This window comes from Methylobacterium sp. J-118, from assembly GCF_057836565.1.
This window is the reverse complement of the sequence record NZ_JBYQFA010000001.1, coordinates 2,956,945-2,983,052: the sequence shown is the minus strand read 5'-3', so window position 1 is coordinate 2,983,052 and position 26,108 is coordinate 2,956,945. Positions and strand designations below refer to the sequence as shown.

Sequence of the window (26,108 nt, the reverse complement as noted above, 5' to 3'; positions counted from 1 at the left end):
CCTTTCCCCCGCCCGCCCCGAAGCGGCAAGGCCACGGTCAGATATTCTCGAACCGGGGCGGCCGCTTCTCCACGAAGGCGGCCATGCCCTCCTTCTGGTCCCGGGTGGCGAACATGGCATGGAACACCCGCCGTTCGAAGCGGAGGCCCTCCGCGAGCGTGGTCTCGTAGGCGCGGTTGACCGCCTCCTTGGTCATCATGGCGATCGGCAGCGACATCGACGCGATGGTCTCGGCCGCCGTCATCGCCTCGTCGAGGAGCCGGTCGGCCGGGATCACCCGGGAGACGAGGCCCGAACGCTCGGCCTCGGCGGCGTCCATCATCCGGCCGGTCAGGCACATCTCCATGGCCTTGGCCTTGCCGACGAAGCGGGTGAGCCGCTGGCTGCCGCCGATTCCCGGCATGACCCCGAGCTTGATCTCCGGCTGGCCGAACTGCGCCGTGTCGGCCGCCAGGATGATGTCGCACATCATGGCGAGCTCGCAGCCGCCGCCGAGGGCGTAGCCCGCCACCGCGGCGAGGATCGGCTTGCGCACGGCGGTGAACCGCTCCCAGTCGCCGAACCGGTCGCCCGCGTACATCTCGGCGTAGGTGGCGTGCTGCATCTCCTTGATGTCGGCGCCGGCCGCGAAGGCCTTGGCTGAGCCAGTGAGGACGAGGCAGCCGATCCCCGGATCGGCATCCGCCGCGGTCGCCGCGCGGATCACCTCGGCGGTGAGCTGGGCGTTGATGGCGTTGAGCGCCTTGGGGCGGTTGAGGGTGATCAGCAGCACCCGTCCGCGCCGCTCCGTCAGGATCGTCTCGTAGGACTCGGTCACGACTCACCTCCCTGTCCGCGCAGCATATGGATGATCGCGGAAAAGTCCTCGCCGCCGTGGCCGAGACCCTCGAACAGCCCATAGATCTGGGCGGCTTCGGCGCCGAGCGGCGTCGCCGCCCCGGAGGCGAGGGCGGCGGCCTGGGCGAGCCGGAGGTCCTTGAGCATCAGCGCGGCGGCGAAGCCCGGCTTGTAGCCGCTGTTGGCCGGCGAGGTCGGCACCGGGCCCGGCACCGGGCAATAGGTGGTCAGCGACCAGCACTGGCCCGAGGAGACCGAGGCCACGTCGTAGAGCGCCTGGTGCGACAGGCCGAGTTTCTCGCCCAGGGCGAAGGCCTCGCTGACGCCGATCATCGAGATGCCGAGGATCATGTTGTTGCAGATCTTGGCCGCCTGCCCGGCGCCGGCGGCGCCGCAATGGAACACGTTCTTGCCCATCGCCTTCAGAAGCGGCTCGGCCTTGGCGAAGGCCGCCGCGGCGCCCCCGGCCATGAAGGTCAGGGTCCCGGCCTTCGCGCCGCCGGTCCCGCCGGAGACCGGCGCGTCCACGGACAGGCAGCCGCGGGCCTCGGCGAGGCCATGGGCCTTGCGAGAACTCTCGACATCCACCGTGGAGGAATCGATCAGCAGGGTGCCGGCGGGCAGGGAGTCGGCGAGCTGCGTCCAGACCTCGACCACGTGCCGCCCGGCGGGCAGCATAGTGACCACGGCATCCGCGCCCTCGGCGGCCGCCAGGGCCGAGCCTGCGACCGCGATCCCCTCGGCCCGCGCCGCCTCGAGGGAGGCCGGCGCCAGGTCGAACCCGCGGACCCTATGCCCCGCCTTCACGAGGTTGGCCGCCATGGGCCCGCCCATGTTGCCGAGACCGATGAACCCGATGGTCTGTGCCATCCCGTCCTCCCTGCGTTGTTGATCGCCGTTCCCACCCGCGCCCTCATCCTGAAAGCGGACCGGATCCCCCATGCGCCGTCCCTCCCCCCTCTGCGGGGGGAGGGACGGCGCGGTTGGGAAACGAGCGGCGCGTCATCACGCCGGCCCCGTCCGCGACCCCGGAAAAACCGGCTCCGCCCGCGTCTCCAGCCACCGGGCGATCCGGGCGGGATCGACCGCGTCGAGGCTCGCGGGGTTCCAGCGGGGGGTCTTGTCCTTGTCGATCACTGCCGCGCGGATCCCCTCGCGGAAATCGCCCTCCGCCAGGACCGCCAATGAGGCGTGGAACTCGCGCTCCAGGCAGGCCTCCAGGTTCGGGGCGGCGCGGCCGAGGCGCAGCAGGCGCAGCGTCAGGACGAGGCTCGACGGCGCCTTGGTCAGCAGAGTCTTCCGGGTCGCCGCCGCGAAGTCCGCGCCATCCGCCGCCAGGGCCGACAGGATCTCGTCCACGCTGTCGAAGGCGAAGCAGCGGTCGATCACCGCCCGGTGGGCCGCGAGCGGCGCCGGGCCCGGATCTCGGGCGAGGCGCGCGATCACGTCCCGCACGCCCGCGTGCCCGGCATTGGGCCGCAATGCGGACAGCGCGTCGATCAGGTCGGGGAGCGCCCGCGTGGGCACTATCGCGTCGGCGAACCCACACGGAATCGCGTCGGCTGCCCCGACCGCCGCGCCGGTCAGGCCGAGATAGGTGCCGAGTTCGCCCGGCGCCCGGGGCAGCAGCCAGGTGCCGCCGACATCCGGCAGGTAGCCGATGCCGGTCTCCGGCATGGCGACCCGGGAGCGCTCGGTGACGACCCGGTGGGCGGCGTGTCCCGCGAGGCCGACGCCGCCGCCCATGGTGATGCCGTCCATCACGGCGACGAACGGTTTTTCGTAAGCCGCGATGCGGGCGTCGAGGCGGTACTCGTCCCGCCAGAACGCTTCCGCGAAGGCGGTGCCGGGGTTGTCGTACAGGCTGCGCAGGTCGCCACCCGCGCAGAGGCCGCGCTCGCCCTCCCCGGTCAGCAGCACCGCAGCGAGGCCGGGATCGGCGGAGAACTGGTTCAGGGCGGCGTCGATCTCGAGGACCATGCCGTGGGTGAGCGCGTTGAGCGCCTTCGGCCGGTCGAGGCGCAGGCGCCCGAGCGCGCCGACCCGCTCGACGATCACGTCACTCATCGCCGTCCCCCGGTCAGCGCGCGGGCGATGATCACCCGCATGATCTCGTTGGTGCCTTCGAGGATCTGGTGCACGCGCAGGTCCCGGACGATCTTTTCCACCCCGTATTCGGCGAGGTAGCCGTAGCCGCCGTGGAGCTGGAGCGCCTGGTTGGCAACCTCGAAGGCGGCATCCGTCACGTGGCGCTTGGCCATGGCGCAGAGCTGCGTCGCCGCGGGATCCTTGGCGTCGAGCGCGGAGGCCGCGTGGCGCAGGAAGGTGCGCGACACCTCCAGGCTGGTCGCCATGTCGGCGAGCCGGAACTGCAACGCCTGGAAGTCCGTGAGCTTCGCCCCGAAGGCCCGGCGGTCGCCCATATAGGCGAGCGCCTTGTCGAGGGCCGCCTGCGCGCCGCCGAGGGAGCAGGCGGCGATGTTGAGGCGCCCGCCGTCGAGCCCGCTCATGGCGATGCGGAACCCCTGGCCCTCCGCGCCGAGGCGGTTGGCCACCGGCACCCGGCAGCCGTCGAAGCGCACCGCGCAGGTCGGCTGGGCGTTCCAGCCCATTTTCCGTTCTTCCGCGCCGAAGGACAGGCCCGGCGTGCCCTTCTCGACGACCAGCGCCGAGATGCCCGCGGGTCCGGCCTCGCCGGTGCGGACCATGCAGACGTAGAGGTCGCTGACGCCGGCGCCGGAGATGAACTGCTTCTCGCCGGTGAGCACGTAATGGTCGCCGTCCCGCGCGGCGCGGGTGCGGAGCGCGGCCGCATCGGAGCCGGAGCCGGGCTCGGTGAGGCAGTAGCTCGCGATCGTCTCCATGCCCATCAGGGACGGGAGCCAGCGCCGGCGCTGGGTGTCGTCGCCGCAGGCGTCGATCATCCAGGCGCACATGTTGTGGATCGACAGGAACGCGGCGACCGTCGGGCAGCCGGTGCTGAGCGCCTCGAAAATCAGGGTGGCGTCGAGGCGCGAGAGGCCGGAGCCGCCGACATCCTCACGGACGTAGATGCCCGCCATGCCGAGGGCAGCCGCCGCCCGCAGGGTCTCGACCGGAAAGGTCTTGTCCCGGTCCCAGTCGAGGGCGTGCGGCGCGATGTGCTCGGCCGCGAAGCCCTGCGCCATCTCGCGGATCGCGGTCCGGTCCTCGTCGAGCCCGAAACTCATGGGCGTGGCTCCAACAGGTCACACGGGCAATCCCCCCCCTCTGCGGGGGAGGGTGGCCCCCGAGGGGGGTCGGGAGAGGGGAACCCGGCTTCAGGATGGGGCGGAGCGGATGTGAAGGCCAGCGCCCCGTCCTGCACCGTCGCTCCCCTCTCCCGCCCCGCATCCGCAGGGCACCCTCCCCCGCAGGGGGGGGAGGGTCTTTCGCCTACCGCATCGTCGGGATGGAGAACTCCGCCCCGCTCTTGATGCCGCTCGGCCAGCGCTGCGTCACGGTCTTGGTCTTGGTGTAGAACCGGATCGAGTCCGGCCCGTGCTGGTTCAGGTCGCCGAAGCCCGAGCGTTTCCAGCCGCCGAAGGTGTGGTAGGCGATCGGGACCGGGATCGGCACGTTGACGCCGACCATGCCGACGTTCACCCGGGCGGTGAAGTCCCGGGCCGCGTCGCCGTCCTGGGTGAAGATCGCAACGCCGTTGCCGTACTGATGGGTCGAGGGCAGCGCCAGCGCCTCCTCGTAATCCCTGGCCCGGACCACCGAGAGGACGGGGCCGAAGATCTCCTCCTTGTAGATCGTCATGTCGGGCGTCACGCGGTCGAACAGCGAGCCGCCCATGTAGAATCCGTTCTCGTAGCCCTGGAGCTTGAAGCCGCGGCCATCGACGGCGAGTTCGGCGCCCTCGGCCACGCCCTTGTCGATGTAGCTCGCGACCTTCTGCACCGCCTCCGCGGTGACCAGCGGGCCGTAATCGGCCGAGCCGTCGTGCGACGGGCCGATCTTGAGCGACTCGACCCGCGGGATCAGCCGCTCCATCAGGCGGTCGGCGGTCTTCTCGCCCACCGGCACCGCCACCGAGATCGCCATGCAGCGCTCGCCGGCCGAGCCGTAACCGGCGCCGATCAGCGCGTCGACCGCCTGGCCCATATCGGCGTCCGGCATGATGATCATATGGTTCTTGGCACCGCCGAAGCACTGGGCGCGCTTCCCCGTCTGGGCCGAGCGCACGTAGATGTATTCGGCGATGTGTGAGGAGCCGACGAAGCCCACCGCCTTGATGTCTTCGTCATCCAGGATGGCGTCGACGGCTTCCTTGTCGCCGTTGACGACGTTGAGGATGCCCGGCGGCAAGCCCGCCTCCAGAAAGATCTCGGCGATGCGGAGCGGCACGCTCGGGTCGCGCTCGGACGGCTTGAGGATGAAGGCGTTGCCGCAGGCGATGGCGGGGGCGCATTTCCACAGGGGGATCATGGCCGGGAAGTTGAACGGCGTGATGCCGGCGACCACGCCCAGCGGCTGGCGCAGGGAGTAGACATCGATCCCGGGCCCCGCGCCCTCCGTGTACTCGCCCTTGAGAAGGTGGGGGATGCCGCAGGCGAACTCCACCACCTCGACGCCGCGCTGGATGTCGCCCTTGGCGTCCGGCACGGTCTTGCCGTGCTCGGAGGCGAGCAGCTCGGCGAGCGAATCATGCTCCGCGCGCATCAGCTCAAGGAAGCGCATCATCACCCGGGCGCGCTTCTGCGGGTTGGTGGCGGCCCAGGCGGGCTGTGCTGCCGCCGCGTTCTCCACCGCGGCGCGCAGCTCGGCCTTGCTGGCGAGCGCCACCTGGGCCTGAACCTCGCCGGTCGAGGGATGGAATACGTCGGCGAACCGCCCGCTCTCGCCGGCGACGGTCCGGCCGCCGATGAAGTGCCCGATCGTGCGCATGCGCGCCTCCCTGTGGGGTTTGATTTTGCGGCACCCTATCAGGATCGCTTGAGCGATAAAGCCGGATGCGCTTACAGCCGCTGTGCATCGATGCACAGCCGGAGTGCGACCATGGCCAGGGCGGGGCCCAACTGGGACGACCTGCGCTTCTTCCTGGCGGTGGCGCGGACCGGGACCCTGAGCGGCGCGGGGGCGCGCACCGGCACCGAGCACACCACGGTCGGCCGCCGGATCCGCGCCCTGGAAGAGGGGCTGGGCGCCCGCCTGTTCCACCGGAGCAACCTCGGCTACGCGCTCACCGAGGACGGGGCCAGCCTGCTCGGCGTCGCCGAGGCCATGGAGAGCGCCTTCCTGTCGGCGAGCGCCGCGACGGAGGCGGCCCAGACGGTCTCCGGCACGGTGCGGATCGGCGCGCCGGACGGGTTCGGCAGCGTCTTCCTCGCCCCCCGGATGCACCGGCTGACGGCGCGCCATCCGGGACTGGAGGTCGAGATCATGGCGACCGCCCGGATCTTCAGCCTGTCCAAGCGCGAGGCCGACATCGTGATCGGCCTGTCCGGCCCGCAGCAGGCCCGGGTGGTGGCGCGCCGGCTCACCGATTACCGGCTGTTCGTCTACGCGGCCGAAGCCTACCGCGCCACGGCGGCGCCGATCGCCGCGGTCACGGATCTCTCGGACCATCCCTTCGTCGGCTATATCGAGGACATGCTGTTCGCCCGCGAGCTGAACTACCTCGGCGCCCTGGGGCCCGCGGTGACGGCGCGCCTGCGCTCCACCAACCTCCTGGCCCAGGTCCACGCGACGCTCGGCGGCGCCGGCCTCTGCGTGCTGCCGGCCTTCATCGCGGCGGCCCATCCCGGGCTGGTGCCGGTGTTGCCTGGGGCGGTCTCGCTGACGCGCTCGTTCCACATGCACATCCACGAGGATCACCGGAAGGCGGCCCATATCCGCGCCGTGGCGGGCTTCATCGCCGCCGAGGTCGAGGCCGCGGGGGCGCTGTTCGCCGGGACGTCCGTGTCAGCGGCGGCGGTTTCGCCCGATCCTGCGGCGCCCTAAGATCGGCCGCCCCGGCAGGCCAGGACACGCGCCGGGTGGAAGGAGCAACACATGGTCGCCTCGATCGCCCTGCCCCGGCTGATGCGCGTCGGCGCCGGCGCCTCGCGGCTCCTGCCGGAGGTGCTCGGCCAGCTCGGCCTGTCGCGGCCCTTCGTGGTCACCGACCCCTACCTCGCCGGCAGCGGCCGCGTGGAGGCGCTGCTCGAACGGCTGGCCAGCGCCGGCACAAGGGCGACGGTGTTCGCCGACACGGTGCCCGATCCGACGGTCGCCTCCGTGGCGGCGGCGCTCGCCGCCCTGCAGACGGGGGATTTCGACTGCGTGGTCGGGTTCGGCGGCGGCAGCCCGATGGACACCGCCAAGGCGGTGGCGGTGCTCGCCCGCCACGGCGGCCACATGCGCGACTACAAGGCGCCCCGCCAGCAGGACGAGCCCGGCCTGCCGATCGTGGCAATCCCGACCACCGCCGGCACCGGCTCCGAGGCGACCCGCTTCACCATCGTCACCGACGAGGCCTCGGACGAGAAGATGCTCTGCATCGGGCTCGCCTACCTGCCGGTGGCGGCGCTCGTCGATTACGAGCTGACGCTGACCAAGCCCAAGCGGCTCACCGCCGATACCGGGATCGACGCGCTGACCCACGCCATCGAGGCCTACGTCTCGCGCAAGTCGAACCTGTTCTCGGACGGGCTGGCGCTCCAGGCGATGCGGCTGATCGCGCCGAACCTGCGCCGGGTCTGGACCGATCCCGGCGACCGGGCGGCGCGCGAGGCGATGATGCTCGGGGCGACGCAGGCCGGCATCGCCTTCTCGAACGCGTCCGTGGCCCTGGTCCACGGCATGAGCCGGCCGATCGGCGCGCATTTCCACGTGGCGCACGGGCTCTCGAACGCCATGCTGCTGCCGGCGGTCACGGCCTTCTCGGCGCCGGCCGCCGTCGACCGCTACGCCGCCTGCGCCCGAGCCATCGGGATCGCCGGCCCGGAGAGCGACGACCGGTCAGCGGTGTCGGCCCTGGTGACGGAGCTCGAGGCGCTCAACGACGACCTCGACGTGCCGGGCCCCCGGGAATACGGGATCGATTCGGCCCGCTGGGAGGCGCTGCTCCCGACCATGGCGGCCCAGGCACTGGCCTCCGGCTCTCCCGCCAACAACCCGGTGGAGCCCAGCGCCGACGAGATCGTGGCGCTGTATCGGCGGGTCTGGGCGGGGTGAGCGTGACAGGGCGCAACCGCGCGTCTTTCCCTCCCCCCTTTGCGGGGGAGGGTGGCCCCCGAAGGGGGTCGGGAGAGGGGAGCGACGGTGCAGGACGAAGCTCTGTGCTGTGTGAAGGTCGCGCCCTTTCCTGAAGCCGCGCTCCCCTCTCCCGACCCCTGCTGACGCAGGGGCCACCCTCCCCCGCAGAGGGGGGAGGGAGGGCGCGGTGTCCTCGGATCCGAATTGTCCCGAGACCAAGCCCCGTCGGGTCCACCCCTACTTCGCCGCTGCCGTCAGCGGGCAGCCGCTCTCGGCGGGCGACGCGTAGGCCTCCCGGCCGGGGATGGTCGAGATCTGCCGGTAGAGGTCCCACTCGCCCTTCGACTCGGCCGGCTTCTTGACCTCGAACAGGTACATGTCGTGCACCATGCGGCCGTTCGGCTGCACGACCCCGCCATGGGCGAAGACGTCGTCGATGGGCAGCGCCTTGAGCTTGGCGTTGACCGCCTCGGTCTCGTCGGTGCCCGCCGCCTTCACCGCCTTCAGGTAGGACAGGACCGCCGAGTAGGTGCCCGCCTGGATCATGTTGGGCATCCGGCCGGTGCGCTTCATGAAGCGCGCGCCGAAGGCCCGGGTCTCGTCGTTGGCGTCCCAGTACCAGCCCTCGGTCAGCGTCAGGCCCTGGGCGACCTTGAGGCCGAGCCCGTGCACCTCCGACAGGGTGAACAGCAGGGCCGCGAGCTTCTGGCCGCCCTCGACGATGCCGTACTCGGCCGCCTGCTTGATCGCGTTCGAGGTGTCGAGCCCGGCATTGGCGAGCCCGATGACCTTGGCCTTCGAGCCCTGCGCCTGCAGCAGGAACGAGGAGAAGTCCTGGTTCGAGAGCGGGTGCCGGACGCTGCCCAGGACCTTGCCGTTGTTGGCGGTCACAACCCGGCTGGTGTCGGCCTCCAGCGCCGAGCCGAAGGCGTAGTCGGCCGTGAGGAAGAACCACGTGTCGCCGCCCGCCCGGGTCAGCGCGCCGCCGGTGCCCACCGCCAGGGCCCGCGTGTCGTAGGCCCAATGGTAGCCGTAGGGTGTGCAGGCCTTGCCGGTGAGGTCGCTGGAGGCCGCCCCGGTGGTGATCGTGATCCGCTTCTTCTCCTTCGACAGGCCCTGGACCGCCAGGGCCACCGAGGAGGTGGTCAGTTCCATGATCGCGTCGACGCCGTCGCGGTCGTACCATTGCCGGGCGATCGCCGAGGCGATGTCGGGCTTGTTCTGGTGGTCGGCCGTGAGGATCTCGATCGGCACGCCGCCGACCGTGCCGCCCATATCCGCCACCGCCAACCGGGCGGCCTCCACCGAACCCTGACCGCCGAACTCGGCATAGAGGCCGGATTGGTCGTTGAGGATGCCGATGCGCACCGCGCCGCCCGAGAAGCCGCCTTGCGCCGCGGCCGCGCTGAGCGTCGCGCCCGCGCAGGCCGCCGCCAGCAGCGCGCCGCCGATTGTCCTGATCATGGTCTCCCCCCGGGTTGGTCCGAGTTCCGCTTCTGAGGCGGTTGCGGCGGCAGGATAGGTCGCGAACCCGTGATGAGCCATGGCCCCGGTCGACCGGAGGCTGAAGGATCGCGCCGATTGTGACGCGCCGCCGGCGGCCGGCCCGTTTCCGGACCGACCTTGTCCGGCTCAGTTACAATAGCTTAACCATAAGTACACGAATCCCCGCGCAAGTTCCGGTCATGGACGGCAATTCGGCCGTCTCCGGCGCGTGGCGATGCGATGAATCCAGCCCGTCTCGCCGTCCTCGGCATCGCCCTCGCGGCGGGCAGCGGGGCGGCCTTCCTGATGAGCGGCGGCGATCCACCGCCGCCCCCGCCGCCGCAGCCGAAGGCCGAGGCGCCGCCGACGCCGATGACCGACGTTCTGGTCGCCGCCATCGACCTGCCCATGGGGCAGGTGCTGCGCCCGGCGGACCTGCGCTGGCAATCCTGGCCGGACGGCGCCGTGAGCGCCGGCTTCATGACCCGCAAGATCGACCCGAAGGCCCTCGACGAGACCGTGGGCGCCTCCGTCCGCTCGGCATTCCTGGCGGGCGAGCCGATCCGCGCGCAGAAGCTGGTGCGCCCGGAGAGCGGGTTCATGGCGGCGATCCTGCCGCCGGGCCTACGCGCGGTCGCGATCACCACGGACAGCCGCGGCACGAACTCCGCGGGCGGTTTCATCCTGCCCAATGACCGCGTCGACGTGATCCGAACCCTCCGCGACGAGACCAACGGGCGCGGCGCCGCCGAGGCCCAGCTCGCCCAGACGATCCTGACCGACATCCGCGTCCTGGCGATCGGCCAGCTGATCCAGGAGAAGAACGGCACCAACGTCGTCACCGGCGAGACCGCGACCCTTGCCGTCACCCCCGCCCAGGCCGAGACCCTGACGCTGGCCCAGAAGGTCGGCGCCCTGTCGCTGTCGCTGCGCAGTCTCGCCGATGCCGGGCATCCGCCCGAAGACACCCCTCTGGCCGAAACGCCCCAGGCGCAGATGCCCGAACCCGCCTTGACCGTGGTGCGCTTCGGCGTCGCGCGGCAGCAGACGCCGTGACCGCCATGATCGCTCCGCTGCCTCCCCTGCGCCCGGCGCGGCGCCCCGACCGCCATGCGGCCAGCATCCTCGCCGTCCTCGCCGCCCTGACGGCGCCGGCCCCCGCGCAGGAGCGTCCGATCCTCGGCCCCGCGCCGGTCCTGACGGTCGGCTCCGCGGAGGCCGCCTCGACCCGCCGGGTCGAGCTGACCGCCGGCCGCTCCGTGATCGTGGATCTGCCGCGGGACGCCAAGGAGGTCTTCGTCGCGAATCCGGCGGTGGCCAACGCCGTGGTCCGCTCGACCCGCAAGGTGTTCGTGATCGGCATGGCCGACGGCGCGACCTCGATCTTCATCATGGACGCCGAGGGCCGCCAGATCGCCGCCCTCGACGTGACGGTGGCCCGGGATCTCAATCTCGGGACCCTGCGTGAATTGCTCAACCAGAGCATCCCGGGCGGGCGGTTCGACGTGCGCTCCTCCGGGGCCTCGGTGCTGCTGTCGGGCTCGGTAAACGCGTCGGCGGATGCCCAGCAGGCGATCGACATCGCCAACGCCTTCGTGGGGCTCGGGAGCACGGGCGCCGCATCGGGGGCACCGAGCGGCGGCGTCGCGGCCGGCGCCCGGGGCGCTGTGATCAACAACCTCACCATCCGCAACAAGGACCAGGTGATGCTGCGCGTCACCGTGGTGGAGGTGTCGCGCAACGTCCTGAAGCAGTTCGGCATCAACCTGAACGGCAACTGGTCGGCGCTGAACCCCCTCGGCAACGCCACCACGTCCCCCGCGCTGAGCAATGCGCTGCCGTTCCCGATCACCGGCGGGACGACGCCCACCGGCAACCAGATCCAGGCCTCGATCAAGGGCGCAGGCTTCTCGCTCCAGGCGACGCTGAAGGCCTTCGAGCAGGCGGGGGTCTCGCGGGTCCTGGCGGAGCCGACGCTGACGGCGATCTCCGGCGAGGCCGCCAAGTTCCTGGCCGGCGGCGAGTTTCCGGTGCCGTCGGCCGCGTCGAGCTGCGTCGGCGGCCTCTGCTCGGCCCCCGGCATCACCTTCAAGCCCTACGGCGTCGCCCTGAGCTTCACGCCCGTGGTGCTGGCCGACAACCGCATCTCCATCCGCGTCGCCACCGACGTGACCGAGATCGATCCCCAGACCAGCTTCAACTACACGAATGACGGCGTCACCACCGCCATCCCGGGCACCCGGGTCCGCCGCTCCGAGACCACGGTCGAGCTCCCCTCCGGCGGCGTGATGATGACCGCCGGCCTGATCCAGCAGGTCAACAAGCAGGCGATCTCCGGCCTGCCCGGCCTGATCAACCTGCCGGTGCTCGGCGCCCTGTTCCGCTCCCGGGACTACCAGCGGATGGAGACCGAGCTGATGATCATGGTCACCCCCTTCATCGCCCGGGTCATGGAGCCGAAGCAGGTCAGCCGGCCCGACGACAACTTCGTCGATGCCAGCGACGGCCAGGCGGTGCTGCTCGGCCAGATCAACCGCCTGTACGGCAAGGTCGCCCCCGCCGCCGCGGCCCCGCTCGGGCAGACCTATCGCGGCCGCGTCGGCTTCATCGTCGAGTAGCGAGCAGGATCGGACCATGACCGCACGTCATCCGCCCGCCCAGGGCCTCCGCCTCGGCAGCCTCCTCGCCGCCTGCGCCCTCGGCGCCCTGGCGACCGCCTGCAAGAGCGATCCGACCACCTCCACCGGCGCGATCGAGGTGTCGGATTACCGCGCGCGTCATCCGATCGTTCTGACGGACGGCACCCGCAGCCTCGACGTGTTCCCCACGGGGGTCGGCCACCTCGATCCCCGCCAGACCAGCGATGTCGACGCGTTCATGCTGGAATACCGCCGCTACGGGCGCGGCGTCCTCCTGATGGAAGTCCCCCGGGGGGTTCCGCCCGCCCAGGCGGACGCCGTCGCGCGCACGGCGGCCACGCTGAGTCGGCTCGGCGCGCAGGACCGGGTCGGTGCCCGCGAGATCGCCGTCACCGGCTACGTGGTGACGGCGCCGAGCCTCGCCGCGCCGATCCGGCTGAGCTTCCAGCGCATGCAGGCCAAGGTCTCCGACACCTGCGGCCTCTGGCCCCAGGATACCGGGACCAGCGACTTCGCCTTCGACTACAGCAACCGGCCCAGCTGGAATCTCGGCTGCTCGATGCAGGCGACCGTGGCCGCCCAGACGGCGGACCCGATCGACCTGGTGCGCGGCCGGCCCGAGGGCCGCATCGACACGGTCAAGCGGGTCCGGGATATCGGCCAGCTGCGCGACGGCAAGGATCCATCAACCACATGGCGGCAAGATGGGCAGACCGACGTCAAGTCCCAGGTCGGCCAATAGCCCCCTCGGCCAAGAGTCCCACGCCCGAACCCGACGCCGCCTCCCGAACGCGAACCTGAAAGCGCCGTCATGGCAGACCAGTCCGAGACAGCCGAGCGCACGATCGCCCCGGTGCCCCGGATCACCATCCAGGCGTTCTGCGAGACGAGCGAGACCGCCGCGATGATCGAGGGGGCGGCCCTCGACCGGCGCATGCAGAAGGCGCAGGTCAAGGTCCGGATGGGCGGCGGTGCCGCCGCCATCGAGGCCTACCGGCACGCGCCGACCCCCAACGTCATCCTGATCGAGACGCAGGGACCGCGCTCGAAGCCGGTCGAATGCCTCGACGCGCTGGCCGAGGTCTGCGACGAGGGCACCCGCGTCCTGGTGATCGGCCATCTCAACGACGTGACGCTCTACCGGCAGCTGATCCAGCGCGGGGTGTCCGATTACCTCATGGCGCCGGTCGAGCCGCTGACCCTGATCGCCGCGCTGTCCGACCTGTTCACCGCCCCGGGGGTCAAGCCGGTGGGCCGCACGGTGGCGGTCTACGGCGTGAAGGGCGGCATCGGCGCCTCGACGGTGGCGCACAACTTCGCCTGGGCGCTGGCCCGCGGCCAGGGCGTCCAGACGGTGATCGCCGATCTCGACATCGCCTTCGGCACCGCCTCGCTCAACTTCAACCAGGATCCGCCCCAGGGCATCGCCGAGGCGGTGTTCGCCCCGGAGCGCCTGGATTCCGCCCTGGTGGAGCGGCTGCTATCGAAGTGCAGCGACAATCTGAGCCTGCTCTCGGCGCCCGCGAGCCTCGACCGCACCATCGACCTGTCGGAGCCTGCCTTCGACGCCCTGATCGAGTATCTGCGGGCGAGCGTGCCCTGCGTGGTGCTCGACGTGCCGCACCAGTGGAACGCGTGGTCGAAGCGCGTCCTCACGGCGGCCGACGAGATCCTGATCGTGGCGGGCCCCGACCTCGCCAGCCTGCGCAACGCCAAGAACCTCCTCGGCGCGCTCAAGCACGGACGCCCGAACGACGCGCCGCCGCGGATCCTGCTCAACGGGGTCGGCGTGCCCAAGCGCCCCGAGATCGGCGCCGCCGAGTTCGCCAAGACCCTGGAGGCGCCGGTCGCGCTGACGATCCCCTTCGAGCCGACGCTGTTCGGCACCGCCGCCAACAACGGCCAGATGATCGCCGAGATCCAGGCCGGATCGAAGGTGGCGGAGCTGTTCAACGACCTCGCGGCCGTGATCCTGGGGCGGGCCGAGACCCGGCGCAGCGGGCGTGCGAGCCTGCTGGAGCCGCTGCTCGCCCGGTTCGCCGGGACCAAGCTCGGCGGCACCAAGCTCGCCGGCGGGAAGGCCTCGTAATGCGGCAGGACCGCCCCCCGGAGCCGGCCCATGTTCGGTAGGCGTCACACCGGCGGCGCTTCGGCCGCCCCCACGCCGCTCCCGAAATCGTCGGCCGCCGCTCCGGCGGCTTCGGCCCCGCGCGAGGCCGCGCCGGCGCCCAAGCGGCCCGAGCCGGTCGTCCCCGTGGTCGTCGAGGCCGCGCGGTCCGAGGATTACTACCGGACCAAGAGCCTGATCTTCGGCGCCCTGATTGAGGCGATCGACCTCACGCAGCTCTCGCGCCTCGACGCCGAGACCGCCCGGGAGGAGATCCGCGACATCGTCACGGAGATCATCGGGCTCAAGAACATCGTGCTGTCGATCGCCGAGCAGGAGGAGCTGCTCGACGACATCTGCAACGACGTGCTCGGCTACGGCCCGCTCGAGCCCCTGCTCGCCCGCGACGACATCGCCGACATCATGGTCAACGGCGCCAACCGGACCTTCATCGAGGTCAGCGGCAAGATCCAGCTGACCAGCGTCCGGTTCCGCGACAACCAGCAGCTGATGAACATCTGCCAGCGGATCGTCAGCCAGGTCGGCCGCCGGGTCGACGACGCCTCGCCGATCTGCGACGCGCGCCTGCCGGACGGGTCCCGCGTCAACGTGATCGCGCCGCCGCTCGCCATCGACGGCCCGGCGCTGACCATCCGCAAGTTCAAGAAGGACAAGCTGACCCTGGAGCAGCTCGTGCGCTTCGGGGCGATCTCGCCGGAGGGCGCGGAGGTCCTGAAGATCATCGGGCAGGCGCGCTGCAACGTCGTCATCTCGGGGGGCACCGGCTCGGGCAAGACGACGCTGCTCAACTGCCTGACCGCCTTCATCGAGCACGACGAGCGGGTCGTCACCTGCGAGGACGCGGCCGAGCTGCAGCTCCAGCAGCCGCACGTGGTCCGCCTCGAGACGCGCCCCCCCAACATGGAGGGCCAGGGCCAGGTCACCATGCGCGACCTCGTCAAGAACTGCCTGCGCATGCGGCCCGAGCGGATCATCGTCGGCGAGGTCCGCGGACCCGAGGCCTTCGACCTGCTCCAGGCGATGAACACCGGCCACGACGGCTCGATGGGCACGCTCCACGCCAACAGCCCGCGGGAATGCCTGTCGCGCATCGAGTCGATGATCTCGATGGGCGGCTTCACGCTGCCCTCGAAGACCCTGCGCGAGATGATCTGCGGCTCGATCGACGTGGTGATCCAGGCCACGCGCCTGCGCGACGGATCCCGGCGGATCACCCACATCACCGAGGTGCTCGGCATGGAGGGCGACGTGATCACCACGCAGGATGTCTTCCTCTACGACATCCTCGGGGAGGACGCGAACGGCAAGCTGATCGGGCGCCACCGCTCGACCGGCATCGGCCGGCCCAAATTCTGGGAGCGCGCCCGCTACTACGGCCTGGAACGCCGGCTCGGCGAGGCGCTCGACGCCGCCGACGTTGTGGACCGGAGCTGACGCGGATGCCGGATCTGCCCGCCGCCGCCGCGTCGAACCTTCCGATCGCCGCCGGCCTCATCGGCATCGCGGTGGCGGCGGTCGCCTACGTGGCGGTCCTGCCCCTGCTCGGCGGCGAGCGCCGGGCGAGCAAGCGCCTCAAGGCGATCAGCACCTCCGCCTCCGGGGCGGCGCTGCGGGGCGTTGCGGTCAACCGGCGCGAGCAGGTCGCCAAGACGCTCAGCGAGATCGAGGCGAAGGCCAAGGGGGCGTCCAAGGCCTCGGTGGAGCTGAAGCTCGCCCGGGCCGGCCTCGATTGGACGAAGCGGACCTTCTACACGGTCTCGGGCGTCAGCGGCGTGATCTTCGGCCTGCTGCTGTTCGTGGTCACCGACAGCCCGCTGGCCGGGGTCGGGGCCGCCTTCGCCGGGGGCCTCGGCCTGCCGGCCCTGCTGCTGCGCCGTCTGCGGCTCCGGCGGATCGCCAAGTTCAACGCGGAACTGCCCAACGCGGTCGACGTGGTGGTCCGCGGTATCCGAACGGGCATCCCGGTCGGGGATTGCTTCCGCATGGTCTCGCGGGAGGCCGAGGAGCCGGTCCGCAGCGAGTTCAAGAACGTCGTGGAGACCCAGACGCTCGGCCTGTCGCTGGGCGAGGCGGTCATGCGCCTGTTCGAGCGGGTGCCCACCCCCGAGGTCAATTTCTTCGTGATCGTGATCAACATCCAGCAGCAATCGGGCGGCAACCTGTCGGAGGCCCTGAACAACCTCTCCGTGGTGCTGCGCGACCGGGCCAAGATGCGCGGCAAGATCCAGGCGATGAGCATGGAGGCCAAGGCCTCGGCCTCGATCATCGCCTGCCTGCCCTTCGCGGTGGCGGGCATCACCACCCTCACCAGCCCCGACTACATCTCGCTGCTGTGGACGACCGATATCGGCAAGATCGCTCTGGTGGGCGCGGCGATCTGGATGTCGATCGGGATCTTCACGATCAAGAAGATGATCGCCTTCGACTTCTGAGACCCGCCCGATCCCGTCCTGTCCCTCGGAGACGGTCACGACCGACGGATCGGAAGACATCCCCCGCCGGCCGATCCGCGAAGCCCGGCGCGCCCCCCCCCGGAGCCCGTCCCATGATCGACGACATCGCCGCGAAGCTGTTCGATCCCCGGTTCATGGGCACGCTGCTGACCGCCATCGCGGTGGCCGCGACCGCCTTCGCGGTGGCGCAGCCGTTCTTCGAAACCGACAAGCTCGCCAAGCGGATGAAGCTCGTGGGCGACGAACGCGAGCAGATCCGCCGGCGCGAGCGCGCGCAGGGGAGCCGGACCACGACCCGGGCCACGCTGCGCGTCGAGCCAAAGGCCTACATGAAGTCGATCGTCGAGCGGTACCAGCTGCAGCGCTGGCTCGCCACCGACACGGCCAAGCGCAAGCTGATGCAGGCCGGCTATCGCGGCCAGGGGGCGGAGACCGCGTTCCTGTTCTTCCGCCTCGTCGTGCCCGTCGCCTCGGTGATCGGCGCGCTGTTCTACCTGTTCGTCCTGGAGGCGCTCGACGTCTCCTACCTCATGCGGTTCGGGCTGGTCATCGGGGCCGCCTACGCGGGCATCAAGGCGCCGGAGCTGTTCCTCGTCAACGCCGCCAAGAAGCGCCAGGCGGAGATCCGCAAGGCGTGGCCGGACGCCCTCGATCTCACCCTGATCTGCGTGGAATCGGGGATGGCGATCGAGCACGCCTTCCGGAAGGTGAGCACCGAGATCGCGACCTCCTCGGTGGTGCTGGCCGAGGAACTCGCGCTGATGACCGCCGAGATGTCGTTCCTGCCGGACCGCCGCCAGGCCTACGAGAACCTCGTCCTGCGCACCGGGCTCGATCCGGTGAAGGCGGTGGCGACCGCCCTGAGCCAGGCCGAGCGCTACGGTACGCCGATCGGTCAGGCGCTCCGGGTCCTCGCCCAGGAGAGCCGCGACCAGCGCATGACCGAAGCCGAGAAGAAGGCAGCCGGACTGCCGCCCAAGCTCACCGTGCCGATGATCCTGTTCTTCCTGCCGGTGCTGTTCGTGGTCATCATCACCCCGGCCATCATCCAGATCATGCGGGCGCAGTGACGGGCCGGGGGACGGCCCGTCAGCGCATGCGGCCCGGGCGGGTCGGCTCGAACACGATCCGGCGGTGGTAGGCACACCAGCTCTTGCCGTCGGCCGCCGGCGCGCCGCAGCAGATGGCGCGGTCGTTCGGCTCGCCGATGATGTACTTGCACACGAAGGCACCCGACTGTGCGAAGGGCACGCGCAGGTCGGCGGACGGCTCCTGGACAGTCTCGGCATCGCCGATCTGGGACATGCGGACGAGTTGATTCATGGTGTCGATCGGCTCAAGGTGCATCCTGCTCGGTGGGTGCAGGCCCCGGCTGGGGGGAGGGTGGAACGCCTTTCTTCCGGCAGCGACCCCGTCTCGCGTTCGTTGAAGCCATGTCCGGGGTTGCCCGCGCGATGCCGGCCTTGGTGACCGGCGCGAACGGCGTCATCATGTTGTCGTAACTGGGGTTACGGCAACTTAAAACAAGACCAACCTGCACGCGCTGCATCGGAGCACGGTGCGGGAAGCGTAGCTCCCATGGGCCGGCACCGGTTCGATTGGCATTCGCCAGGCTGACAATCGGCCCGAACGCTCCGGCTCAGGACTGGCCCGGGCGTGCAAGCCGCTGCGACCTGTGGTTTGCTGTGCGCCCTCGCGAACAGAGCCGGACCCGCCGACCATGGCCCACGCGCCCCTCGTGTCACCCGACTGGCTGCACGACCGCCTCGCCGCCCCCGACATCGTGATCCTCGATGCCTCCTGGTACCTGCCGGCCGCCGGCCGCGACCCCGAGGCCGAGTTCCGCGCGGCCCACATCCCCGGTGCCCGGCGCTTCGACCTCGACGCCATGAGCGACACCGAGTCGAGCCTCCCGCACATGCTGCCCCGTCCCGAGGTCTTCGCGGCGCGGATGCGGGCACTCGGCGTCGGCGACGGCCAGCAAATCGTGGTCTACGACGGCCAGGGCCTGTTCGCGGCGCCGCGGGTCTGGTGGATGCTCAAGGCCTACGGGGTGCGCGACGCCCTGGTGCTGGACGGCGGCCTGCCGGCCTGGATCGCCGCGGGCTATCCCACCGAGGACGGCACGCCGCATCCGCCCGCGCGCCGGCACTTCACGGCCCGCCTCGACCACGGGGCCGTGGCGGATGCGGACGACGTCGCCCGCGCCCTGGAGACCGGCTCGGCCCAGGTGGTCGATGCCCGCTCGGCGACGCGGTTCCGCGGCGAGGAGCCGGAGCCCCGCCCGGGCGTCCGCCCCGGACACATGCCCGGCGCCTGCAACCTGCATTACGCGGCGCTCCAGCGCGACGGCCACATGAAGAGCCCGGAGGAGCTGGCAACGGTCTTCGCGGCGAACGGCGTCGATCCGGACCGGCCGATCGTGACCACCTGCGGCTCGGGGGTGACCGCGGCGATCATCGCCCTGGCGCTGGAGACGATGGGCCGCCCCGCCCGCGGCCTCTACGACGGCTCCTGGTCGGAATGGGGCGCCGATCCGGCCCGCGCCGTCGCGACCGGCGCCTGAGAGCCGGGCCGAACGCGGGTCCCGGGAGAGGGACGCTCCGAGCCACTCCCTCATCCTGAGGCGCCCCGCGCCATCGGCCCCCGGAGGAGCCCTCCCGGATCGCGCGGCAGGCTGGAGACCGCGTTCGAGGCGGCTGCGCCGCACCTCAGGATGAGGGGGACGGCTGCCGCTGGCTCGCTGGACGTTCTGATCGATCGCCGGATTTGACGCGGGACCGCGGCGCACCGGTCCGCAGCCTGCCAGGCCCCCGACGCCGCCTCGACCAGGGAGCACCTGCGCGGACCGGCCAAGCGGCACCTCTGGCCGACCGGTCAAGCTCGCAGCGCGGGGCTTTGGGAACACCCCTTGACCATCGCGCGATCGATTTCGATATATCGGTTGCGCCTGCGGTTGGGCGCTCCACGGAGAAAATCATGCCGCTTCACGACACCACCGCCCTCTCGGGCACCATCCAGCACGTCTTCGCCCATCGCTTCACCATCGAGGCGGATGGCGAGACCCACCTGGCCGATCTCGGTCCGAAGGGCGCGGATGCGTTCGCACCCGTGACCGGGCTGCACGTGACCCTGGAGGGCGAGCGTCGCCCTTCGGAGATCAAGGTTACGCGGATCTCGGCCGAGGGCCGGGACCCGGTGGAGATCCACCACAAGAAGCCCCATCACGCCCCCGGCCCCAAGAAGGCGGATCCGCGGCCGGACATGGCGGCGGATCCCGATCGGGCCCGCGCGGCGGCGATATCCGCCGGCTGGACGGTCGTCGATGGGCCGCGCCGCAAGCCCAAGCACTTCGAGGTCCTGGCGCGCCGGGGCGACGGGGCGGCGACGGAACTGCACGTCGATTTCGCCGGCGCGATCTATAAGGAGAAGCCGGCCGACCCTGAGAAATGGGCTCCGCTGGCCTGAGAGCCGTCTCCGGGGGCGCTGCCCCCGGGTCCCGGCTTGCCCAACAACGAGGTCCGAGCCGCCGGGCGGCCCGGACCTTTCGCGTCTCAGGCCGCCTGCACGGCGCGGCGCTTGTCGACGGCACTCCACTGCATCAGCCCGACCATGACGGCGATGGTGGCGACGTAGACGAGCCCCTGCAGGGCGGTCGGCCGGTCGGTGTAGCCGACGAGCGCGTGCAGGATGCGGCCCGGCCAGGACGTTTCGGCGATCAGCCCGGAACTGTTCCAGAGGGTGTGGCCGAGGATGTCGACCACACCGGCATTCGCCAGGAACTGGGCGGCCTGTGCGGCGAGCCCGGCCGCGAGGAAGACGATCAGCACGCTGGTCACCGAGAACACGTAGCGGCTCGGGATCGAGGCGAGGCCGAGATAGGTCACCGCCGAGAGGAGGATCCCCGCCCCGATGCCGGCAAAGGCGCCGAACTGGATGTCGGCCCCCGAGGTACCCGAGGCGACGAGGCCGTAGAGGAACAGCACCAGCTCGGCGCCCTCGCGCAGGATCGCCGCGCCGATCACGATCGACAGGGCCGCAGCCTCGCGCTCGCCCGAGCGCACCGCCGCGCCGGCCGCGCGCAATTCGCCGGCGAGTTCCTTGCCGTGCTTGCTCATCCAGGTGTTGTGCCAGATCAGCAGCAGCACCGCGACGATCAGCACCGCCGCGTTCAGGATGTCTTGCCCGCTGCCCTCGAAGGCGTTGGAGATCCGCTCCGCGAACAGGGCGACGAGACCGGCCCCCGCCAGCCCCCCGGCGACACCGAGCAGGACCCAGCGCATGCGGCCCGGAATGCCGCGGGTCGCCGCCAGCACGATCGAGATGATGAGGCCGGCCTCGATGACTTCGCGGAAGGCGATGACGAAGGCGCCGATCATGGCGGTCTCCCAACGTTGCGGAATGTTGCCGTGCGGCGCGCGGACCGCGCTACCAGATCCAGAACATGAGCACCCAATTGACCACCGACAGGGCGGCCGCCCCGGCGATGCAGGCCGCGGCCCCGGCCTGCCGGAGGCCGCCGGCGCTGAGGCCGGCGACGCGCCAGGCGAGCCAGACGCTCCACAGGCTCGCCCCGGCCAGCAGGCCGGCGCGCATCTCAGTCACGTAGGGGATCACGATGCCGTCGCCCCGCAGGAACGTGACGGTGAGCGCCGACAGGCCCAGGAAGACGCCGCAGCCCGCCACCGGGATCAGCGTCTGCGTCAGGTGGTGGAAGCGCCGGGTCGACCAGCCCCCGAGGGCCAGGGTCGCCAGCGCCACGATCCCCGACAGGGCCAGCCCGAGGATCACCGTAGCGGCGCCGATATAGGCCAGGAGCAGCCCGCCATCGAGGAGCGTCATGACGTCGCTGCGGTCGGGATAGTTCGTCAGCACGAACCAGGGCGCGGAGGTTTCCAGCGGCCAGGTCACCCCCCGGTCGATGAGCCAGGTGGCGGCCCATTGCTTGGCCGCGACGTACCAGGGGCTCGCCGACCACTGGAAGGCCCCGACCGCCAGCGCCAGCATGCCGAACAGGATCAGCACGGTCTGGTCGAGATCCGGCTCGGTGCCGGCCACGTGCACGATCTCGTGGTTGGGCGAGCGCAGGGCGAGGCGCACCGCCCCGCGATGGCCGCTGCAGCGGGCGCACATGTGGCAGGCCCCTGCCCCGCGCATCGTCCGGACGGGCACGAGCGGCGCGCAGTTGAACGCCGCCCCGCCCCGGACCGGCTTGGGCGAGACCGCCCAGGCGGCCCGGTCGACCTGGAAGCTGATCGGGGCGAGCTTCGAGAGCACCGCGAAGACCCCGTTGACCGGGCAGAGATAGCGGCACCACACCCGCTTGTTGCGCCCGTAGAGCAGCCCGACCACGATCGCCGCCAGGGTCGAGCCGCCCAGCACCGCGAGCACCGGTTTCGGATAGCCGTACACGCTGGTCATCTGGCCGTAGACGGTGGTGCCGGCGAAGGCCAGGAACGGCCAGCCCTGCCAGGTGATCCAGCGCGGCACCGCGTAGCCGCGGCTCCAGTGGCTGGCGAACTCGCTGAGCGCCCCCTCCGGACAGAGCACCCCGCACCAGGCGCGGCCGACAAGCACCATGCTGAGGAGCACGAACGGCCACCAGATCCCCCAGAAGGCGAACTGCGCGGCCAGCGTCAGGTTGGTCCAGATATGGGCGGCGTTGCCGGGGAGCGGCAGCAGGGCCGGCACGATCACCAGAACCGCGTAGACCGCGATGATCACCCATTGCACCGCCCGGATGGCCCAGCCGTAGCGGCGCAGCCCGTCCCCCAGGCGGGCGAGCCGCGCGTCGACGGCGGCGCGGCGCGGCCCGGCCGGGGTGAGGTCGAGCGAGGAGGCCGCGGCGGTCGACGCGCTCATCTGGCCACCAGGGTCGCCTTGGCGTCCGGGTGGAAGTCGTCGAACACCTGGTAGGTGCCGGGATCGAGGGTGCGGAACACGATCGCCGAGGTCGAGCCTGCGGCGAGCGCCTTCTCGCGCTTCAGCTCCGCGCTCTCGAACTCCACGGGACTTTGGCCGGTATTGGCGATCTCCAGCTTGAACCGGGTGTTGGCCGGCACCTCGATCACCGCCGGGAGGATCAGGCCGTCACGCATCTCGACCTTGATCACCGGCATGTCGTCCGCGCGCGCGGCCGTCATCGCCCAGGCGGTGGCGAGCAGGGCGGCGGCGGCGATGCGGGCAGGACGCGGCGGACGAGACACGTGGATTCCCCGGGATTTCAGTAGGCGCCCTTCTTGCCGACGCCCGCGAAGGTGAAGTCCTGAACGACGTCGAAGGGCTCGAACCACGGCCCGACGCCCGTCTCCTTGTCCACGTGCCGGCCGAAATGGCTGTCCTTGCCGGGCGGCGCGACGGTCACCGTGAGGCGATAGCGGCCGGGACCGGACAGCTTGACGTTGTCACCGTAATGCGGCCCGTCATTGGCCACCATCGGCATCAGCATCCCGGACACCTTCTTGTCCGTGGGCTTGTCGCCGTCGAGCTTCACCGCCTCGAAATGCACCTCCAGCGCCGGCACCCAGTCGCCCTCGGCGAAGCCGTTGCGGTTGTCCTTGGCGGCGCGGATGTCGGTCTCGAGGTGGAGGTCCGATTGCGCGGCGTCGCGCATCATGCCGGCGGGCTCCATCTCGATCGGCTGCAGGTAGACGGCGGCGACCTCCAGGCCGTTCCGGGTCACGTGCGGGCCGATCGGTACCTCCTTGGCCGCGGCAGCCCCGGCGAGGAGGCAAATCACGGCCAAGCCGCCGCAAATCGGAAACCGGAGGTTCGGAAAGAGGTTCGGCGCGCGCATGACCCTGCACATAATCCGTCGCGCGCGAAGTTCAAACAGAAATTACGCCGCTCTTAAATGATAACAATTCTAATCTAAAGCCTTTCTCCGACAGGAGGTTATGTTGTTCTGGTATTCAATCGAGAAACAAGGGGTATCCTTTCGCAGGGGAAGACAATTCACTGCCGTGTGACCGGTATGATCTTGACCGCACCCGAACGACGGCGGATCGTCATGCCACTGCCATGCGGGGGCCGGACAATGGGCGCGGGTCGGGAAGAGCGATGCGGTCTCCGCTCGGTCGAGTTCCCGCGCCGACGGGCAGGGCTTGCGCGGTGGCGGGACACGACTTAGCCAGTGCTATACCTTGCTGCAGAGCCGATGCGTACCCGTTCCGTGATTCCGGCCCGCACCGCGGCCTTCCTGCTGTTCATAGGCCTGACCGCATCCGTGCGCGCGGCGGACTTCGCCGCACCGCGGCCCGCGGCGCAGGGCGCCGCCTATGCCGATTGGTCGGGGGGCTATCTGGGCCTCGAGGGCAGCGCGAGCGGCTCCTACGGCGCCTACGCTTTCGGGCCGACGACGATCGGCGGCCGTCCCGTGGCGGCCTTCAGGAGCGGTGATTCCACAGGCCGGAGCGACCAGGGGCGGAACGCCACCACGGCGGTGGGCGGCCTCTTCGGCGGCTGGACCTGGCAGACCGGACCGTGGGTCTACGGGGTCGAGGCCAACCTCGACGCGGCGAATCTGAACCGGCCGGTCGCCTCGACCCTCGCGGGCTTCGGCTACGCGGACGTGGACCCGGCCTTCACCATCGTGCGTGCCCGGACCGACCTGTACGGCTCGCTCCGGGCGCGCATGGGCTACAGCTTCGACCGGTACCTGATCTACGGCGCCTTCGGACTCACGGGGGCCAACGCGCGCTTCCAGGCGACCTATCCGGATCTCGACACGGGTGGCCAGAACACGGCGCGGCGGGAACTCGGCTATGTCGGCTTCACCCTCGGCGCGGGGGTGCAATACGCCATCACCGACCATCTCGCCCTGAGCATCGACTACCGCTACGTCGATCTCGGCGGCAGCCGGCGCTTCGCGCTGGGCGTCGTGCCCGGGGATACGGGCGGCCCGGTCACGACCCGGGCGAGCTTCACCTCGAATCAGGTCTTCGCCCGGCTGATGTGGTTCCCGGACGGGCTGAGGGTGCCGCCGGATCCCGACGAGACCGCCCCGCACGACCCCGACAACGGCGATACCGGCCGCTTCTCGCTCCACGGGCAGACGACGCTCATCGCGCAGGGCACGCCGGGCTTCCGCTCGCCCTATGTGGGCGCGCAGAGCCTGATTCCGAACCAGGCCCGGCAGACCACCACGGCCACGATCTTCCTCGGGTTCAGGCTGACCGACACGACCGAGGTCTATTACAACCCCGAATTCAGCCAGGGCTTCGGCCTGTCCCGGACGCTCGGCGTCGCCGGCTTCGTCAACGGCGAGGCCCAGAAGGCCGGCGCCCCGTTCCCGAAGCTGCGCTCGAACCGCTACTACGTGAAGCAGACGATCAACCTCGGCGGCGAGACCGTCGATGTGCCGGACGGACCCAACCAGGTCGCCACCCGCTACGATTCCGAGCGGATCACGCTGATCGCCGGCAAGTTCGCCCTGGGCGACTTCTTCGACGGCAACGTCTACGCCCACGATCCGCGGGTCGACTTCTTCAACTGGTCGCTGTGGGGCTCCTCGGCCTGGGACTTCCCGGCGAACCTGCCTGGCTTCACCCAGGGCGTCTACGCCGAGTACAACCGGCCGGAATTCGCCATCCGCGCCGCCTACACGCAGGTGCCCAAGGAACCGTCGAGCGACGTGCTCGACCCGCGGGTGTTCCGGCGCGCCGGGCTCAACGCCGAGTTCGAGCAGCGCTACGTCCTGCCGGGGCTGGACCAGCCGGGCAAGCTGCGCTTCGGGCTGTTCTCGAATGTCGGCGTCTCCGCCAACAACCGGGAGGTGGTGACCCTCACCCAGCTCGGCGCCTTCGATGACATCAACGACGCGGCCGCGGCGACCCGGCGTCCCCGCCGCAAGACCGGCGGCTACGTCAACCTGGAACAGGCGCTGACACCCGAACTTGGCCTGTTCGCCCGGGCCAGCCTGAACGACGGGCGGACGGAGAACATCTCCTTCACCGACATCGACCAGAGCTTCTCGGGGGGCCTGTCGCTGAAGGGCAAGGCCTGGGACCGGCCGGACGACACGGTCGGGATCGGGGCGGCGATGAACGGGCTCTCGCCCTCGCACCGGGCCGCCTTCGCGGCGGGCTTCTACGGGCTGCTGATCGGCGACGGCCGGCTCAACTACGGCACCGAGCGGGCGCTGGAGACCTACTACGCCCTGAACCTCACCAAGTTCGTGACCCTGACCTTCGACTACCAGTTCATCGACAATCCCGGTTACAACCGCGACCGCGGCCCGGCCCACTTCTTCGCCTCGCGGCTCCACGCGGATTTCTGAGCGGGCCGGCGATAGGGTCTTCGGCGGAAGGACCGGTGGCCCAACCGTCCTCGCGAGCGGAGCGAAGCGATCCAGGCGGCGCCACG

Annotated in this window: 23 protein-coding genes; 12 read left to right on the top strand and 11 right to left on the bottom strand. The window is 70.8% G+C overall.

Annotated features, from left to right (window positions below; genetic code table 11):
• Positions 1-37 precede the first annotated feature (37 nt).
• From AC3IF3_RS14380 to AC3IF3_RS14360, 5 genes are all read right to left on the bottom strand, one after another.
• On the bottom strand, positions 38-817 hold the full coding sequence (locus AC3IF3_RS14380; RefSeq protein ID WP_243967332.1) for an enoyl-CoA hydratase: 780 nt from the start codon (positions 815-817) through the stop codon (positions 38-40).
• On the bottom strand, positions 814-1,707 hold the full coding sequence (gene mmsB, locus AC3IF3_RS14375) for a 3-hydroxyisobutyrate dehydrogenase (RefSeq protein ID WP_489229312.1): 894 nt from the start codon (positions 1,705-1,707) through the stop codon (positions 814-816). Before mmsB ends, AC3IF3_RS14380 begins: the two co-directional genes overlap by 4 nt.
• A gap of 135 nt (positions 1,708-1,842) precedes the next feature.
• Positions 1,843-2,904 carry an enoyl-CoA hydratase/isomerase family protein gene (locus AC3IF3_RS14370; protein WP_489229311.1) on the bottom strand — a complete coding sequence of 354 codons (1,062 nt, stop codon included), beginning with the start codon at positions 2,902-2,904 and terminating at the stop codon, positions 1,843-1,845.
• Positions 2,901-4,046 (bottom strand): acyl-CoA dehydrogenase family protein, encoded by a 1,146-nt coding sequence (locus AC3IF3_RS14365; protein ID WP_489229310.1) that lies wholly within the window; start codon positions 4,044-4,046, stop codon positions 2,901-2,903. The genes AC3IF3_RS14370 and AC3IF3_RS14365 overlap by 4 nt, the downstream gene beginning before the upstream one ends.
• Positions 4,047-4,251: 205 nt before the next feature.
• Positions 4,252-5,748: a CoA-acylating methylmalonate-semialdehyde dehydrogenase gene (locus AC3IF3_RS14360; RefSeq protein ID WP_489229309.1), complete on the bottom strand. Its 1,497-nt coding sequence runs from the start codon at positions 5,746-5,748 to the stop codon at positions 4,252-4,254.
• Positions 5,749-5,859: 111 nt separating this feature from the next.
• On the opposite strand from AC3IF3_RS14360, the gene AC3IF3_RS14355 reads away from it, so the two are divergent.
• Positions 5,860-6,804 carry a LysR family transcriptional regulator gene (locus AC3IF3_RS14355; RefSeq protein ID WP_489229308.1) on the top strand — a complete coding sequence of 315 codons (945 nt, stop codon included), beginning with the start codon at positions 5,860-5,862 and terminating at the stop codon, positions 6,802-6,804.
• A gap of 51 nt (positions 6,805-6,855) precedes the next feature.
• On the top strand, positions 6,856-8,019 hold the full coding sequence (locus AC3IF3_RS14350; protein WP_489229307.1) for an iron-containing alcohol dehydrogenase: 1,164 nt from the start codon (positions 6,856-6,858) through the stop codon (positions 8,017-8,019).
• A gap of 258 nt (positions 8,020-8,277) precedes the next feature.
• Here AC3IF3_RS14350 and AC3IF3_RS14345 read toward each other — a convergent pair whose 3' ends face one another.
• Positions 8,278-9,504 carry an ABC transporter substrate-binding protein gene (locus tag AC3IF3_RS14345; RefSeq protein WP_489216756.1) on the bottom strand — a complete coding sequence of 409 codons (1,227 nt, stop codon included), beginning with the start codon at positions 9,502-9,504 and terminating at the stop codon, positions 8,278-8,280.
• A 261-nt stretch (positions 9,505-9,765) separates the two neighbouring features.
• On the opposite strand from AC3IF3_RS14345, the gene cpaB reads away from it, so the two are divergent.
• The 7 genes from cpaB to AC3IF3_RS14310 all read left to right on the top strand — a co-directional run bounded on the left by cpaB (position 9,766) and on the right by AC3IF3_RS14310 (position 17,815).
• Positions 9,766-10,581: a Flp pilus assembly protein CpaB gene (gene cpaB / locus AC3IF3_RS14340; RefSeq protein ID WP_243969949.1), complete on the top strand. Its 816-nt coding sequence runs from the start codon at positions 9,766-9,768 to the stop codon at positions 10,579-10,581.
• Between the two features lie 5 nt (positions 10,582-10,586).
• The gene (locus AC3IF3_RS14335) at positions 10,587-12,143 is read left to right on the top strand and encodes a type II and III secretion system protein family protein (RefSeq protein ID WP_489229306.1); all 1,557 of its coding nucleotides are present in this window, start codon (positions 10,587-10,589) and stop codon (positions 12,141-12,143) included.
• Between the two features lie 16 nt (positions 12,144-12,159).
• Positions 12,160-12,906: a CpaD family pilus assembly protein gene (locus AC3IF3_RS14330; RefSeq protein ID WP_489229305.1), complete on the top strand. Its 747-nt coding sequence runs from the start codon at positions 12,160-12,162 to the stop codon at positions 12,904-12,906.
• 69 nt (positions 12,907-12,975) lie between these two features.
• On the top strand, positions 12,976-14,253 hold the full coding sequence (locus AC3IF3_RS14325) for a CpaE/TadZ family protein (protein ID WP_243969945.1): 1,278 nt from the start codon (positions 12,976-12,978) through the stop codon (positions 14,251-14,253).
• 30 nt (positions 14,254-14,283) lie between these two features.
• On the top strand, positions 14,284-15,726 hold the full coding sequence (locus AC3IF3_RS14320) for a TadA family conjugal transfer-associated ATPase (RefSeq protein WP_243969944.1): 1,443 nt from the start codon (positions 14,284-14,286) through the stop codon (positions 15,724-15,726).
• A 5-nt stretch (positions 15,727-15,731) separates the two neighbouring features.
• A complete protein-coding gene (locus AC3IF3_RS14315) occupies positions 15,732-16,724 on the top strand; it encodes a type II secretion system F family protein (RefSeq protein ID WP_489216748.1) in 993 nt (330 codons plus the stop codon).
• 113 nt (positions 16,725-16,837) lie between these two features.
• The gene (locus AC3IF3_RS14310; RefSeq protein WP_489229304.1) at positions 16,838-17,815 is read left to right on the top strand and encodes a type II secretion system F family protein; all 978 of its coding nucleotides are present in this window, start codon (positions 16,838-16,840) and stop codon (positions 17,813-17,815) included.
• Positions 17,816-17,834: 19 nt separating this feature from the next.
• Here the strand turns inward: AC3IF3_RS14310 and AC3IF3_RS14305 are convergent, their stop codons facing one another.
• On the bottom strand, positions 17,835-18,068 hold the full coding sequence (locus AC3IF3_RS14305) for a GcrA family cell cycle regulator (protein ID WP_243969938.1): 234 nt from the start codon (positions 18,066-18,068) through the stop codon (positions 17,835-17,837).
• Between the two features lie 397 nt (positions 18,069-18,465).
• On the opposite strand from AC3IF3_RS14305, the gene sseA reads away from it, so the two are divergent.
• Together sseA and AC3IF3_RS14295 are read left to right on the top strand one after the other, a co-directional pair.
• Complete coding sequence (gene sseA, locus AC3IF3_RS14300; protein ID WP_489229303.1) at positions 18,466-19,311, top strand: 3-mercaptopyruvate sulfurtransferase; 846 nt, start codon at positions 18,466-18,468, stop codon at positions 19,309-19,311.
• A 413-nt stretch (positions 19,312-19,724) separates the two neighbouring features.
• Positions 19,725-20,213 carry a hypothetical protein gene (locus AC3IF3_RS14295; protein WP_489216742.1) on the top strand — a complete coding sequence of 163 codons (489 nt, stop codon included), beginning with the start codon at positions 19,725-19,727 and terminating at the stop codon, positions 20,211-20,213.
• 86 nt (positions 20,214-20,299) lie between these two features.
• On the opposite strand, the gene AC3IF3_RS14290 is transcribed toward AC3IF3_RS14295, so the two are convergent.
• Genes AC3IF3_RS14290 through AC3IF3_RS14275 form a run of 4 tightly spaced genes read right to left on the bottom strand, consistent with a single transcriptional unit; the run spans position 20,300 to position 23,553 of the window.
• On the bottom strand, positions 20,300-21,124 hold the full coding sequence (locus tag AC3IF3_RS14290; protein ID WP_243969933.1) for an FTR1 family iron permease: 825 nt from the start codon (positions 21,122-21,124) through the stop codon (positions 20,300-20,302).
• A 49-nt stretch (positions 21,125-21,173) separates the two neighbouring features.
• The gene (locus AC3IF3_RS14285) at positions 21,174-22,607 is read right to left on the bottom strand and encodes a 4Fe-4S binding protein (RefSeq protein WP_489229302.1); all 1,434 of its coding nucleotides are present in this window, start codon (positions 22,605-22,607) and stop codon (positions 21,174-21,176) included.
• Positions 22,604-22,951, bottom strand: coding sequence for a cupredoxin domain-containing protein (locus tag AC3IF3_RS14280; RefSeq protein WP_243969929.1), 348 nt, complete (start codon positions 22,949-22,951; stop codon positions 22,604-22,606). The genes AC3IF3_RS14285 and AC3IF3_RS14280 overlap by 4 nt, the downstream gene beginning before the upstream one ends.
• Before the next feature lie 17 nt (positions 22,952-22,968).
• A complete protein-coding gene (locus AC3IF3_RS14275; RefSeq protein WP_489216737.1) occupies positions 22,969-23,553 on the bottom strand; it encodes an iron transporter in 585 nt (194 codons plus the stop codon).
• A 348-nt stretch (positions 23,554-23,901) separates the two neighbouring features.
• Between AC3IF3_RS14275 and AC3IF3_RS14270 the strand changes: the two genes are divergently transcribed.
• Positions 23,902-26,022 carry a carbohydrate porin gene (locus tag AC3IF3_RS14270; protein ID WP_489229301.1) on the top strand — a complete coding sequence of 707 codons (2,121 nt, stop codon included), beginning with the start codon at positions 23,902-23,904 and terminating at the stop codon, positions 26,020-26,022.
• Positions 26,023-26,108: the final 86 nt, after the last annotated feature.